The organism is Amycolatopsis sp. NPDC058278, from assembly GCF_042881395.1.
Classification (GTDB): Bacteria; Actinomycetota; Actinomycetes; order Mycobacteriales; family Pseudonocardiaceae; genus Amycolatopsis.
On record NZ_JBHVXZ010000122.1, the window covers coordinates 1 to 16,186 of the forward strand.

Here is a 16,186-nt window from a genome sequence, read left to right on the forward strand (position 1 = left end):
ACCCGCAACCCGCACCCCGGCCGCACGCCACACCGCAGCCAACGACACCATCACCGCGAACAACACCGGCTGCACAACTTCGACCCGGTCCAGCGGCGCACCATCCTTCAACGCCGCACGCACCGAAAACGACACATGGCCGGCCAGGGCCGCATCGCAGGCGGCCAGCTCCGCGGCGAACACCTCGGACGAATCCACCAGGCTCGCCGCCATCCCCACCCACTGCGAACCCTGCCCGGGGAAGACGAGGACCACGCCACCACGCCGGCCGCGGGACCGGCCGGATACGACAGCGGCGTCCGGGACACCCGCGGCCAGGGCATCGAGGCCGCGCAGCATCGCCGCGCGGTCTTCGCCCACCACCACCGCGCGATGCTCGAACACCGCCCGCTTCGACCCGAGGGCCCGGCCCACGTCGACGAGACGCAGGTCCGGGTGCGCATCCACGTGCTCCCGCAGGCGGCCTGCCTGCGCCCGCAACGCGCCCGGGGTCTTCCCCGACACCAGCCACGAGACCACACCGGACACGAGTGGCTCGCCCGCTTCCGCCTCGGCTCCGGCCGGAGGGGCCGATTCGAGCACGATGTGCGCGTTCGTCCCGCTGATCCCGAACGACGACACCCCCGCTCGCCGCGTCTCCCTCGAGCCCGGCCAGACAGTCTGCTCCATGGCGAGCCGCACGTTGCCCGCCGACCAGTCCACCTGCGGCGTCGGCTCGTCCACGTGCAACGTCCTGGGCACCAGCCCATGCCGCATCGCCAGCACCATCTTGATCACCCCGGCCACGCCCGCCGCCGCCTGGGTGTGCCCGACGTTCGACTTGACGGAACCGAGCAGCAGCGGCTGTTCCCGGCCTTGGCCGTAGGTGGCCAGGAGCGCCTGCGCCTCGATCGGATCGCCCAGCAACGTCCCGCTCCCGTGCGCCTCCACGACGTCCACCTCGGACGGCGCGAGCCGGGCGTTGGCCAACGCCTGGCGGATGACGCGCTGCTGCGACGGCCCGTTCGGCGCGGTCAACCCGTTCGACGCACCGTCGGAGTTGACCGCCGAACCCCGGACCACCGCCAGCACCTGATGCCCGTTGCGCCGCGCGTCGGCGAGCCGCTCCACCACGAGCATCCCGACGCCCTCGCCCCAGCCCGTGCCGTCCGCGGCTGCCGCGAACGCCTTGCACCGCCCGTCCGCGGCCAAGCCTCCCTGCTCGGTGAAGCCGACGAAAACCCCCGGTGTGGACATCACGGTGACCCCGCCGGCCAATGCCAGGTCGCACTCCCCCGCCCGCAGCGACTGCGCGGCCAGGTGCAGGGCCACCAGCGAGGAAGAACAAGCGGTGTCCACCGTCACGGCCGGGCCTTCGAGGCCGAGCGCGTACGCCACGCGACCCGACACCACGCTGTGGGAGTTGGTGGCGAGGTAGGCGAATCCCTGATCCGCGGAGCGGATGAGCAGGCTCGAGTAGTCCTGGCTGCTCACCCCGGCGAACACCCCAGTGGCCGTCTCCTTCAGGGAAACCGGGTCGACGCCTGCGCGTTCCAGCGCCTCCCACGCCACTTCGAGGAGCAGCCGCTGCTGAGGATCCATCGACATCGCTTCGCGCGGAGAGATCCCGAAGAAGCCGGCGTCGAAATTCCCGGCATCGTAGAGGAATCCGCCCTGGCTCACCGCGGAGGTTCCGGCGCGGCGCGACTCCTCGTCGACCAGGTTCGCGAGATCCCAACCGCGATCGGCCGGCAGGCCGGAAATCGCGTCACGTCCGGTGGACACCAGGTCCCACAGTTCTTCCGGGGTGGTCACCCCGCCCGGCAGCCGGCAGGCCATCCCGACAATCGCCACGGGTTCCGGGGCGCCGGATTCCAGCAGCTGCAGCCGCTGCTTCGCCTTGTACAGCTCGCCGGTCACCCACTTCAGATGAGTGCGCAGTTTGTCTTCACCCACGGTCAACGCCCCTCTTCTTCGACCACCGGATCACAGATCAGGCCTGAACTCACTGGCGATGAACCGGAACATCTCTTCATCGCTTGCGTCGTCGAGCATCGACGGCACTTCGCCCGGTTCACCGCTCTCCGCACCGGCTCTGGCTAAGATCGACTTCGCGGTCTTCCGCGCCTGCTCCCACACCGGATCACCGTCCGGCAACACCGACAACTCGCTTTCCAGCCGCCGCAGGGAGTCCATCAGATCACCCGGCGACGCGACCTCGGCCGGCCCCAGCAACCGCAGGAGGTGCCGGGCCAATGCCTCGGACGACGGGTAGTCGAACACCACCGTCGCCGGCAGCTTCAGCCCCGTCGCGGCACCCAGGCGATTCCGGAACTCCACCGCGGTCAAGGAATCGAAGCCGAAGTCCCGGAACGCCCGATCCGGTTCGATCGTCTCGAGCGAACCGCGACCCAACACCGTCGCAGCGTGCCCGCGCACCAAGTCGACCATCACGTCCTGACGTTCCTGGTCGTCCAGGCCGGCGAAGTCCTGGTCGAGGATCGGTCCCCCGGTATCCGGCCGCCTCGAAGCCCGCGCCAGATCGCGTAGCAATGGCGGGACCGCGATGCCCTCGGCAACGCGCGCGGCGAAGTCACCGGTGGCCAGGTACGCGTGACCGCTGTCCCACGCGGCGTCGAGAAGTGCGGCCGCGGACCCCGCCGGCGAAGCCAGAGCGAGACCGGGCAAGCCCAGCGCCCGCCGCCGCTGCACCAGCGCATCGAGGAACGTGTCGGCGGCCGAGTGTCTTCCTCGGTCCGGTCCGCCGGTGATCGCCGAGTCCGACGACAAGACCACGAAGGCGGCGAGATCGAGATCACGGGACAGCTCGTCGAGCACGACGGCCGTTTCCACGCGGGTTCGGAACAGTGAGGCCGGCTGCCCGGAAGCCGAGGCATCCGGTGCGCCGTCGTCCCACGCTCCCGCGGCGTGCACGATCGCGTCCGGCCGGTGTTCGCTCAGCACCGCCGCGGCGGTTTCCCGGTCGGCCAGGTCTGCGGCCACGATCCGCACCCGCAGACCCCGCGCTGTCAGCTCATCCTGCAAGGTGTCCGGGGCCGCCGCCCCGCCGGAGTCCACCAGGACCACTTCGGTCACACCTCGCTCAGCCAGTTGCCGGGCCACGGCCACACCTGGCTCCGCCGTACCACCGGTGATCAGCACCGTGCCGCCCGCGATCGCACCCGGGACGGTGAGCACCACCTTGCCGATGTGCCGGGCCTGGGCCACGAACCGCAAGGCCTCACCCGCCTGCCGCACGTCCCACGACGTCACCGGCGGCAGCCGCAGAGCGCCTTGGTCGAACAGGCCGAGCAGCTCACAGAGTATTTCCCGGACCCGGTCCGGCCCCGCCTCGCTGAGGTCGAATGCCCGGTACCGCACCGCGGTGACCTGCCGAACGTCGGTCTTGCCCATCTCGATGAACCGGCCTCCGGGACGCAGTAACCCGAGAGAGGCGTCGACGAACTCACCGGACAACGAGTTGAGCACCACGTCCACCGGCGGGAACGCCGAGGCGAACCCGGTATCGCGCGAAGAGGCGATCCGGTCCGGAGCCACGCCGAGGTCCGTGACCGCCGACTTCTTGGGCGGGCTCGCGGTGGCGTAGACGTCGCAACCCCACAGCCGCGCCAGCTGAACCGCGGCCATACCGACCCCGCCGGCGGCGGCGTGGATCAGAACCGACTCGCCGGCACGCACCCCCGCGAGATCACGCAGGCCGTAGTACGCCGTGAGGAAGACCATGGACACCGAAGCCCCATCGGCGAACGACCACGTCTCCGGCATCCGGGCGACCAGTCGTGCGTCGGTGACGGCACCTGAGCCGTACGCGGCGGGCAGGATGCCGAAGACCCGATCGCCGACCGTGAATTCCGTGACCCCCGGCCCCACCTCGAGGACCACACCGGCTCCTTCGTTGCCGGGCGGCCCCGGATCGCCCGGGTACATGCCCAGCACGTTCAGCGCGTCCCGGAAATTCACCCCGGCCGCCCGGATCGCCACCCGCACCTCGCCCGGCGCCAGCTCCCGTTCGGCCTGCGGCGCCGGCACGACCACCAGGTTCTCCACCGTGCCGCGGCCGGACACGTCCACGTGCCACGCTCCCTCGGCCGGCACCGGCAGTCCGGGCCGGGCCCGGACGAGCCGCGGAACCGAAGCTTCACCCGCACGAATCGCGATCTCCGGCTCGCCCGAGGCCACCGCCGACGCCAGTACCCTCAGCGATTCCGGCCGTCCGTCCAGGTCCACCGACACGAGCCGGCCCGGGTGTTCGTTCGCCGCCGAGCGCACCAAGCCGCGGAGAGCGCCACCGGCGACATCGGTGATCACCTCGCCCGGCCGCGCGACCACCGCTCCCCGGGTGACGATCACCAAAGGCCGGCCCCGGCTTTCCGTCGACCAGGACTTCAGCACCTCGAGCGCCTGCTCCGTCCGAGAAGCCGGTTCCCCGTCCCCGGAGGAAACGAAGACCGCCACGTCGGCCGCGTGAAGCGCAGCGACCGGCACGCCGGCGTCCAGGAGCTGCCGTGCGATCCCCGTCCTGTCCTCGCCCACGACACCGCAGCTACCGGCGGATCCGGTGGTCGCCAGGGGAACCCGATCGACAGTGAAGTGCTCGGGGGACGACGGCTTCGTGACTTCGAGCCGGGCCGGATCGACCGGCCGGGCCACCAGCGACCCGACCTCCGCGACGAGCGCACCGTCCGGCGCAGCGGCTTCGAGCGACAGCTCGTTGCCGATCGTCAGCCGCACCCGCAAGCTCGTCGCCCCCGCGACGTGCACGGCCACCTCGCGCCACGAGAACGGCAGCAAGACGTCCTCGGTGGCGGTGGACCCCACCAGCGAGGGGTGCAGGGCCGCGTCCAACAGAGCCGGGTGGATCACGAAGCTCCCGGCACCCGGTTCGTCCGGCAGCGTGATTTCCCCGTAGACCTCACCGCCACGACGCCAGACCGCGCGCATGCCCCGGAACGCGGAACCGTACTCGTACCCGGCCGAGGCCAGCCGTTCGTAGACGTCGTCGATCCCGACGGGCTCGGCGCCCTCCGGCGGCCAAGCCGATGCCCACGCACAATTCCGGCCGCCTGATGACGGCACGCTGAGGACACCCGTCGCGTGCCGGACCCACTCGAGGTCCGCGGAAGCGGCACCGTCCACACGGGAATGGACGGTCACCGGACAAGCCCCGTCGTCACCGGGGTGCCCGAGAACGACCCGCAGGTCGCGAACTTCCCCCTCCCGGAGAACCATCGGTACCTGCAGGGTCAGTTCGTCGAGGTGCGCACGGCCGATCCGCTCTCCGGCGCGCAGGGCCACCACCACGATCGCGGTGCCCGGGACCAGCACCGTGCCCGCCACGGCGTGGCCGGCCAGCCACGGCTGCTCGGCGAGCGACACCCGGCCCAGGAACAGCCAGCCGGCCGGGCCCTCGACGACGGAGCCGAGCAGCGGATCACCCAGCTCGTCCAGGCAGGGGCCCGGGTTGCGCAGTTGTTCTTCACTCACGGTCTGTGCCCCATCTTTCCTCGGCCACGCCTCACAGCTCAGGCTTGAATTCGCTGGCGATGAACCGGAACATGTCTTCGTCACTGGCATCGTCGAGCATCGACCGGACCTCGGCCTGCGCACCGTCGCCGGCGCCGGTCCTCGCCAAGATCGCGTTCGCGGTCTTCTTGGCCTGTTCCCACAACGGGTCGTCGTCGGGCAGCACCGACAGCTCGCTGTCCAGCCGCCGCAACACATCCAGCAAGGCGACGGGTGCCACGTCGGTCAGGCCCAGCAATTCGACGAGGTGGCGAGCGAGCGCCTCCGACGAAGGATGGTCGAACACCACTGTCGCCGGCAGCTTCAGCCCCGTCGCGGCGACCAGGCGATTCCGGAACTCCACCGCGGTCAGCGAATCGAAGCCGAAGTCCCGGAACGCCCGGTCCGGCTGGATCGTCTCGTCCGGGCGGTAGCCCAGAACCTCGGCGACCTGCGTCGTCACCAGATCCAAGGCGACCTGCTGCCGCTCGGCTTGCCCGAGCGGGGCAAGCTTCTCCGCGAGCTTGGGGCCCTCGTGGGTTCGGGTGTGCTCCGCCGCGAACCGGCGCACCTCCGGAAGCCGGTCGACCAGCGGCCGCAGGTTGGCCAGTACGGACGAACCCCAGTCCACGTCGATCACCACGGGCGTCGGCTCTCCGGAGCCGACCGCCCGGCCCAGCGCGACGACCGCCAAGTCCGGCGGCATGGCCGGCACCCCACGTCTGCGCAGGTCCTCGGAAAGGGCACCGGCCATTCCCCCGCCCTCCCAGTTGCCCCAGGCGATCGACGTGGCGGGGAGGCCGAGCCCTCGCCGGTGCATCGCCAGGGCGTCGAGGAAGGTGTTTGCCGCGGCATAGTTGCCCTGTCCCGCGTTCCCGAACACACCGGCGGCGGACGAGAACAGCACAAATGCCGACAGGTCCATCCCCGCGGTCAGCTCGTGCAGATTCCACGCCCCGTCGACCTTGGGCCGCAGCACCTTCTCCACCCGGTCGGCGGTGAGCGCCTCCAGCACACCGTCGTCCAGCACGCCGGCAGCGTGCACGATCGCCCGCAGCGGCACCTCCGTGGAAATCTCGGCGAGCAGTTCCGTGACCGCGGCCCGGTCGGCGACGTCGCATCCGGCGACGGTCACCCGGGTACCGAGAGCGCTCAGCTCGTCGCGCAGCTCCGCCGCCCCGGGCGCCGAGAGGCCCTGCCTGCCGGTCAGCACGATGTGTTCGGCTCCGCTGCGAGCCAGCCACCGCGCGACGTGGGCGCCGAGGCCGCCGGTGCCACCGGTGACCAGGACCGTGCCCGAAGGCGTCCACGAGCTGCCGTCGGGCGCAGCAGCGCGAACCAGGCGAGTACCGAACATCCCGGCCTGCCTGATCGCCAGCTGGCTGTCCACGCCGCCGCCGGACACCGCGGCGGCGAACCGGCGCCCGGTCTTCGCGTCGTGCCGAGCAGGCAGGTCGACGAGGCCACCCCACCGGTCGGGGAGCTCGACCGAAGCAACCCGGCCCAGGCCCCACAGCAAGGCCTGACCAGGGTCCTCGACGTGGTCGGCCGGCCCGGTGCTGACGGCGCCGTGCGTGACACACCACAGCGGAGCCCAGACATCCGCCGCCGCGAGTGCCCGCAGCAGATCCAGAGTTCCCGCCAGGGCAGGCCGTCCCCAGCCGGCCAGCCACGACACGACACCGGCGACGGTGCGTCCCGCCGCCGCCTCTCCGACCCGGTCGGCAACCGAGGTTTCGCCGGCTGTGCCGAGTTCGACGCGGACGATTTCGGCACCGGCTTCGATCAGTGCGGCGACCTCGGCCTCGACTCGATCGCCCGGCTGCACGGGCAGGACGGCCAGCCAGGTTCCGGTGAGCACGGCCGCGCCCGGATCCACCACCGGTACCCAGTCGAGCCGGTACTGCCAGTGGTCGACGACCGAATCGCCCGCCGGAACCGGAGCCTTCCGCGGTTCGGTTTCCAGCCAGTGCCGTTCGCGCTGGAAAGCGTAAGTAGGCAAGTCGACACGAGCTCCATCGGGGATCACCGCCGTCCAATCGAGCTCGACCCCACCTGAGGCGAACAGCTCTCCGGCTCCGGACAGCACGCTGCCCACCTCCTGGGCGGCCGTTCGCAGCAGCGGCACCGCGACGACCTCGTCGTCGCTCTCCGCGACGAGGTTGCTGAGCACCGCGCCGGGACCGGCTTCGATGAACGTCCTGACCCCGCGCTCGTGCAGGTACGCGACGTCGTCGGCGAACCGGACGGGCTCGCGGACGTGCCGGCCCCAGTACTCCGCGGTCCGAATCTCGGTGCCGGCCAGGGTTCCGGTGACGTTCGAGACGATCGGGACCGTCGGCTCGTGCCTCGACAGGCCGTCGACGACCTGGGTGAACGGCTCCACGACCGCGTCCATCAGTCCTGAATGGAACGCGTACCGCGCACCGAGGCGCCGCACCCGGCGCCCCTTCGCCCGCCAGAGTTCCGAGATCTCCGCAACGGCCTCCTCACGCCCCGAAACGACCACTGACACCGGTCCGTTCACCGCGGCGATGTCGGCCCGATCGGTGAACTCGACGAGCACGTCCCGGACTTCGTCCTCGGTTGCCTCGACCGCGAGCATCCCGCCGGGTTCGCTGAGCTCGTGCATGAGCTGACCGCGGGCCGTGACCAGGGCACAGGCGTCGGCGAGCGAGAAGACGCCAGCGACGTGCGCCGCCGCGATCTCGCCGACCGAGTGCCCGAAGACGTAGTCCGGCCGCACCCCCCACGACTCGAGCAGCCGGAACAGGGCTACGGACACCGCGAAGAGCCCGGCCTGCGCGTAGGTGGTCTCCTCGAGAAGCTGCCCATCGGGATCGGCAAGGGCCTCTCGCAGCGAGACGTCGAGATAGCCGTCGAACTCGGCGCAGATCTCGTCGAACGCGGCCGCGAACGTCTCGAACCTGGTGTGCAGGTCGTGGCCCATGCCCGCCCACTGAGTCCCCTGTCCGGGGAACATGACAGCGGTGCCGCCCCGGACGGGCTTGCGCGCCTCGCCGGTCGCCACCGCCTCCAGCCCGTTCACCAGCGTCTCCCGGTCCGCCCCGACCACGACAGCGCGATGTTCGAAGAGCGCGCGGGTCCTCACCAGCGAGGACGCGACGTCCGCGACGCCCGGCTCGAGATCCGCCAGCACGAACGCGCGCAAGCGAGCGGCCTGGGCACGCAAACCTGCCGGAGTCTTCGCCGAAAGGACCCACGGGACGCTGCCTGGCGCCCCGCCGCCCGCCACCCGCTCGACGAACTCGGGCGCTTCGAGCACGACGTGTGCATTGGTCCCGCTGATGCCGAACGACGAGACCCCGGCGCGCCGGGCGTGCCCCGACTCCGGCCAGGCCACGTTCTCGGTGGCCAGCTCCACCGAGCCCGCCGACCAGTCCACTTCGGGAGTCGGCTCGTCGACGTGCAGTGTCCGGGGCACCGTCCCGTGCTGCATCCCCAGCACCATCTTGATCACCCCGGCCACCCCGGCGGCCGCCTGGGTGTGCCCGATGTTCGACTTGAGCGAGCCCAGCAGCAGCGGCCGTTCGCGATCCTGGCCGTAGGTCGCCAGCAGCGCCTCGGCTTCGATCGGGTCGCCGAGCCGGGTTCCCGTGCCGTGCGCTTCGACGACGTCCACATCGGACGGAGACAGCCCGGCGGTTTCCAGCGCCCGCGTGATCACGCGCTGCTGCGCGGGCCCGCTCGGAGCGGTCAGCCCGTTCGACGCGCCGTCCTGGTTCACGGCCGAACCCCGCACGACCGCCAGCACCCGATGACCGTGCCGGCGAGCGTCGGACAGCCGCTCGGCAACCACGACCCCGGCTCCTTCCCCCCAGCCGGCACCGTCCGCGGCCGCCGCGAAGGACTTGCACCGGCCGTTGGCCGCCGTACCTCCCTGCCGTGACATCTCGAGGAAGGTGGAAGGCGTGGACATCACCGTCACCCCGCCCGCCAATGCGAGATCGCATTCGCCGGCCCGCAGCGCCTGCGCGGCCAAGTGCAACGCCACCAGCGACGACGAACACGCCGTGTCGACGGTTACCGCAGGTCCTTCGAGACCGAGCGTGTAGGACACCCGGCCGGAGAGCACACTGGCGGAGTTGATGGCGAGGTATCCCGCGATGCCTTCGGGGTCGGCCATGAACCGCGCCGAGTAGTCCTGGCTGCTCAAGCCGGCGAACACGCCCGTGGCACTTCCCTTGAGGGTGAGCGGGTTCACCCCGGCCCGTTCCAGGGCCTCCCACACGACCTCGAGCAGCAGCCTCTGCTGAGGGTCCATCCCCGCGGCTTCACGCGGGGAGATCCCGAAGAACCCGGCGTCGAATTCCGCTGCGTCGTAGACGAATCCACCCTCCTGCGCGGACGAAGCGCCACGCGCGGGGTCGTCACCCGCGAGCGCGGCGAGATCCCAGCCGCGGTCCGGCGGGAAGCCGGCGAGGGCGTCCGTCCCGGAGATCACGAGTTCCCAGAGATCTTCGGGCGAGGTGACCCCGCCCGGCAGGCGGCAGGCCATGCCGACGAGCACGATCGGGTCGTCCGCTGCCGCGGCGGCCCCGCCAGGTGCGGTGTGGTGCGTCGCCGGTTCGCCGGCGAGGGTCACGCAAAGGTGCTCGGCCAGCGCGGTCGCGGTCGGGTGGTCGAAGACGAGGGTCGCAGGCAGCTTCAACCCGGTGACGGCGGCGAGCCGGTTGCGCAGCTCCACCGCCGTCAACGAGTCGAAGCCGATTTCCTTGAAAGCGCGGTCTGCGTCCACCTCCTCACCCGTCCCGTGCCCGAGCACCGTCGCCGCGTGCGACCGCACCACTCCGAGCATCAGATCGCGCCTGGCGTGCCCGGGCAGCGCGCGGAGCTCCTGGGCCAGGCCGGAACCAGCTGCCTGCGGCGGGCTCGACCGGGGCGCGCTCACCAGGCCGCGCAACATCGGCGGAGCTTCCAGCCCGTCCGGAATCCGGAGCCCCGGGCCTGCCAGGGTGCTGGCGACCAGCAGGGAACAACCGCTGGCCAACGCCGCGTCGAAGAGCGCGAGGCCTTCGCCTGCGGTCATCGCACGCAGCCCGGACGCGGTGACGCGGCTCAGGCTCTGCCCCGTCATCCGGTCGGTCATCGCGCTGCGGTCCTCCCACAGTCCCCAGGCGATGGCTGTGGCCGGCAGCCCCCGTGAGCGCCGTTGCTGGGCAAGCCCGTCGAGGAAGGCACTGGCGGCTGCGTAGTTGCCTTGCCCAGGGCTGCCGAAAGTACCCGCAGCCGAGGAGAAGAGCACGAAGGCGGCGAGATCCATCTCCCGCGTGAGCTCGTCCAGCACGAGCGCCGCGTCCACCTTCGGCCGGAACACGGTGGCGAGCCGCTCCGGGGTCTGCGCCTCGAGGACGCCGTCATCCAGCACCCCGGCCGCGTGCACCACCGCCGTCAGCGACAGACCGTCGACGACCGAGCGGGCGGCGTCCCGATCCGCCATGTCCGCGGCGAACACCCGCACCCTGGCTCCCATGCCGGTCAGTTCGGCACGCAGCGCCGCGGCCCCCGGCGCCTCGGGCCCGCGACGGCTGACCAGCACCAGATCGGTCACGCCCCGAGCCGCGAGGTGCCGGGCGACGTGCGCGCCCAAGGTGCCCGTCCCGCCGGTGATCAGCACCGCGCCCGGCCCGACCGGACGCGGAACCGTCAGGACCACCTTTCCGGTGTGCCGGGCCTGCGTCACGAACCGAAAAGCCTCTTTGCTCCGGCGGATATCCCACGTCGTAGTGGGCAAGGGCTTCAGGACTCCGCGATCGAACAGCTGCAGGAGTTCTCGCAGGATCTCCCCGACCCGGTCCGGCCCGGCCTCCGCCAGATCGAAAGCCCGGTACCGCAACGACTCCGGCTCCCGCACATCCGTCTTACCCATCTCGAGGAACCGGCCACCCGAACGCAGCAACCGGAACGACGCATCCACGAACTCACCCGAAAGCGAATTCAAGACCACGTCCACCTCGGGAAACACCGACGCGAACGCCAGGTCGCGCGACGACGCGACGCGATCCGGAACCACTCCGAGCCGGCACACCGCGGCCTGCTTCGAGGGACTCGCCGTCGCATACACCTCGCAACCCCAGTGCCGGGCCAGCTGCACCGCGGCCATCCCCACGCCACCCGCGGCGGCGTGGATCAACACCGACTCACCCGGCCGGACACCGCCGAGATCACGCAACCCGTAGAACGCCGTCAAGAACGCGATCGGCACCGACGCCGCCGTCGTGAACGACCACCCGGCCGGTATCCGCGCCAGCAGCCGCGCGTCCGCGACGGCCACCGGACCGAACGCTCCCGTGAACGCGCCGAAGACCCGGTCGCCGACGGCAAAGTCGTCAACCCCTGGCCCGACTTCGACCACCACGCCCGCGCCCTCACCGCCCAGCGGACCCGGATCGCCCGGGTACATCCCCAGCACGCTCAGCGCGTCCCGGAAGTTGACTCCGGCCGCTCGCACCTCGATCCGCACCTCACCGACGGTGAGCGGGCGCAAAGACTCCGGGGCCGGCACCACAGCCAGATTCTCGACGGTGCCACGACCGGACACGTCGACCCGCCAGGGTTCCGCCGGCGGAACAAGGAGAGGAACCCGGACCCGGGCCAGCCGGGCAGCGAACAGTTCACCGCGCCGAAGCGCGAACTCCGGCTCACCGGCGCCGAGCGCCGCGGGCAGGGCTTCGACCGACTCGGGGTGGTCATCGAGGTCGCCCAGCACGAACCGGCCCGGGTGTTCGCTCGAGGCCGAGCGCACCAATCCCCACACCGCGGCCAGGGCCGGCTCGGTGACCCGGTCACCGTCGTCCGCTGACACCGCGCCCCGGGTCAGCACGACCAGGCGGCCGCGGTCGAACCGTCCGATCCAGTCCTGCAGAAACGCCAGTACCCGCGCCACCTCCGTCTCGGGTGAGGCACCCGGCACGCAGGTCAGGATGACGTCTCCGGGTTCGTGCAGGTCGTCGAACGACCGGACGACCACCGCACCGGAGGCCGGCAGCCAGGACCCGTCGGAGCCGAGGACCGCCCAGTGGTCGACGGCCTGCCCGGCGGCGCACCGGATCCAGTCCACTGTGAACAGTGAATCGGCTGCGGAAGCCACCCCGAGCGACGCGGGATCCACGGGACGAAGGACGAGTGAATCGACCGAAAGCACTTCTTGGCCATCGCTGTCCGCGGCCACTGCGCTCACTTGATCGGTCGTCGAGGTCAGGCGCACCCGCAGGGTCCGTGCTCCGGTGGGGTGCAGCGTGACCCCCGTCCACGAAAACGGGAGTCCCCTCGTGTCGCCGGCGCCGTCCCGCAGCGCGGCCACCCCCATCGGGTGCAGGACCGAATCCAGCAAGGCCGGCGGCACGAGGTGCCCCTCGGCGGCGTTCCCGGGCAACGTCACCTCGGCGAAGGTCTCGCCGTCGCGCTGCCACACCGCCCGGAGCCCCCGGAAGGCCGGGCCGTACTCGTAACCGGCCGCGGCGAAACGTTCGTAAACGTCCCCGATGTCGACGGCTTCCGCCTCCGGCGGCCAGCTCATCGCCCAGCCGGCGAATCCCGGCGCAGCCACGTCGGCGCTCAGCGCGCCGGCGGCGTGCCGGGTCCACTCGCGATCGCCCTCGAACCCGGAACCCGCACTCGAATACACCGAGACCGGCAGGAGTCCGTCCTCACCGGGGCGGTCGAGCACCACCCGCACCTCTCGGACCTCGTCTTCGGTCAGCACCAGGGGTGCATGCAGGGTCAGCTCGTCGACCCGGGGACAGCCTGCCTGCTTTCCCGCTTGCGCGACCATCTCCAGCAACGCCGCACCCGGCAGCAGGACCGTGCCCAGCACGGCGTGCTCGGCGAGCCACGGCTGAGCGGGGAGGGAGATCCGGGTGGCGAACGACCAGCCCGTCGGGCCCTCGATCCCGGTCCCCAACGACGAATCCGCGTGCTGCCCGCCGGTTTCGAGCCAGTAACGCTCGCGCTGGAAGGCGTAGGTCGGCAGCTCCACGACGGTGCCCGTGCCGGTCACCCGCGTCCAGTCCACGCCGACCCCGGCGACGAACGCCTCTCCCAGCGAAGTCAGAAAGCGCGTGGTGTCGTCGGTGTCCCGCCGCAACGTACCGACTGCGGTGACCTGGACCCCCGCCGCTTCCGCGATGCCTTCGACCGCGGGCGTCAGGACCGGATGCGGGGACACTTCGACGAACGCGGTGTGCCCGTCGTCGAGCGCGGCTTCGACAGCCTGCTGGAAGAGCACCGTTTCACGGAGGTTGCGGTACCAGTAGCCGCCGTCGAGCTCGGTGGCCGGGAACGCCGCTCCGGTCACCGTGGAATAGAACGGAACCGACGCCTGCTTCGAGCGGATCCCGGCCAGCTCGGTGCGCAGCCGCTCGGACAACGCCTCCACCTGAGCCGAGTGGGAGGCGTAGTCGACGGCGATGCGCCGGGCTCGGACGCCTTCCCGTTCCCACTGCTCGATCAGGCCGGCCAGCGTCACGTCGTCGGCGGAGACCACGGCCGAGGCGGGGCCGTTGACCGCAGCCACCGACACGCTCGCCGGAAGCGCGGCCGGCGGCAGGGAGACGGACACCATCCCGCCCCGGCCCGACAACGACTCCGCCACCAACCGGCTACGCACCGCGACGATCCTTGCCGCGTCCGCCAGGTCCAGTGCCCCCGCCACATACGCGGCCGCAACCTCACCCTGCGAATGCCCCACCACACCCGCAACCCGCACCCCGGCCGCACGCCACACCGCAGCCAACGACACCATCACCGCGAACAACACCGGCTGCAGCACGTCGACTCGATCCAGGTCCGCCCGCGTGCGGAGCACCTCGCGCACTGAGTACCGCACATGCTCGGCCAACGCCGCGTCGCACGCCGATAGCTCGTCCGCGAAGACCTCCGAACGATCCAGCAGTCCCGCCGCCATCCCCACCCACTGCGAACCCTGCCCCGGGAACACCAGCACGACCCCACGCTCCGGCATCGCCGCCCCGGAGACCACCTGCGCCGCGGGCACGGCGTTCGCCACGGCCTCGAGGCCGTGCGCCAACTCGTCGCGCCCGGCGCCCAGCACCACCGCACGGTGCTCGAACAGCGAACGGGTCCGGACAAGCGAGTAGCCGACGTCACCGGGCGGAAGCGGTTTGGTTCGCGTGAACTCGGCCAAGCGGGCGGCCTGGGCCCGCAACCCGTCCCGGGATTTCGACGACACCACCCACGGCACGGGCCCGTCACGGAACAAAGGCCGGGTCACGGTGCCGGCCCGCTCGGGGTCCACCGCGGCAGCGTGCTCGAGCACGACGTGCGCATTGGTGCCGCTGGCGCCGAACGAGGACACCGCGGCCCGCCGCGGCTGCCGCGACCCGGGCCAGGCCCGGGCTTCGGTGACCAGCTCGACAGCACCGGCCGACCAGTCCACGTGCGGGGTCGGTCCGTCCACGTGGAGCGTTCTCGGTACCACTCCGTGACGCATGGCGAGCACCATCTTGATCACCCCCGCCATCCCGGCAGCCGCCTGCGTGTGGCCCAGGTTCGACTTCACGGATCCCAGCAGCAACGGCTTCTCGCGCTGCTGTCCGTAGGTGGCCAGGAGCGCCTGTGCTTCGATCGGGTCGCCGAGTCTCGTTCCGGTGCCGTGCGCCTCGACGACGTCCACGTCGCCCGGCGAAAGACCGGCGTTTTGCAGTGCCCTGCGGATGACCCGCTGCTGTGCAGGCCCGTTCGGCGCGGTCAGGCCGTTCGATGCGCCGTCCTGGTTCACCGCGGAGCCTCGCAGGACGGCCAGCACTCGGTGCCCGTTGCGCTGCGCGTCCGACAGGCGCTCCACCACCAGGACGCCGACGCCTTCGCTCCAGCCCGTCCCGTTCGCCGCCGCCGCGAACGACTTGCACCGGCCGTCCGGTGCCAGGCCCCGCTGCCGGGAGAACTCGATGAAGCCGTTGGGCGTGGCCATGACCGTGACCCCGCTGGCCAGCGCCAGGTCACATTCGCCGGAGCGCAGCGCCTGCGCCGCGAGGTGCAGCGCCACCAACGACGACGAGCACGCGGTGTCGAGGGTGACCGCCGGGCCTTCCAGCCCGAGCAGGTACGCGAGGCGTCCCGAGGCGAGACTGCCCACGTTCCCGTTGCCGAACAGACCTTCCAGCTCGGGCGGCGCCTGCTGGAACCTCGTTGCGTAGTCCTGGTAGATCAGGCCGGAGAACACCCCCGTCGAGGTTCCGCTCAGCGAGTGCGGGTCGATGCCCGCGTGCTCCAGCGCTTCCCACGAAACTTCGAGCAGGAGCCGTTGCTGCGGATCCATCGCCGTGGCCTCCCGCGGCGAGATCCCGAAGAAAGCCGCGTCGAATTCGGCGGCGTCGTGGAGGAATCCACCTTCGCGAACGTACGTCTTGCCCTGGCGGTCCGCGTCGGCGTCGAACAGCGAGCCGAGATCCCAGCCCCGGTCCGTGGGAAATCCGGAAACCGCGTCGCGACCGGAAATGACCAGCTCCCACAGATCGTCGGGAGAGCTCACCCCACCCGGCAACCGGCAGCCCATCCCGACGATCGCGACCGGCTCCTGGTCCACGGGCCGCAGGTCCCTCAGCCGCTGCCGCGTGTCCTGCAACTCGGCGGTGACCTTGCGGAGGTAGGCGCGGAGCTTGTCTTCGTCAGCCATCGTCGTTCCTTCGGATGCAGTGCGGGT

At 71.3% G+C, this 16,186-nt stretch carries 2 protein-coding genes and 1 pseudogene; all 3 read right to left on the reverse strand.

Annotated elements, in window-relative coordinates; genetic code table 11:
* Positions 1 to 1,926, reverse strand: a pseudogene (locus tag ACFVYA_RS40300) (beta-ketoacyl synthase N-terminal-like domain-containing protein); the annotation flags it as partial.
* A 39-nt stretch (positions 1,927 to 1,965) separates the two neighbouring features.
* The gene (locus ACFVYA_RS40305) at positions 1,966 to 5,484 is read right to left on the reverse strand and encodes a KR domain-containing protein (RefSeq protein WP_387052620.1); all 3,519 of its coding nucleotides are present in this window, start codon (positions 5,482 to 5,484) and stop codon (positions 1,966 to 1,968) included.
* Between the two features lie 31 nt (positions 5,485 to 5,515).
* On the reverse strand, positions 5,516 to 16,159 hold the full coding sequence (locus ACFVYA_RS40310; protein WP_387052622.1) for an SDR family NAD(P)-dependent oxidoreductase: 10,644 nt from the start codon (positions 16,157 to 16,159) through the stop codon (positions 5,516 to 5,518).
* Positions 16,160 to 16,186: the final 27 nt, after the last annotated feature.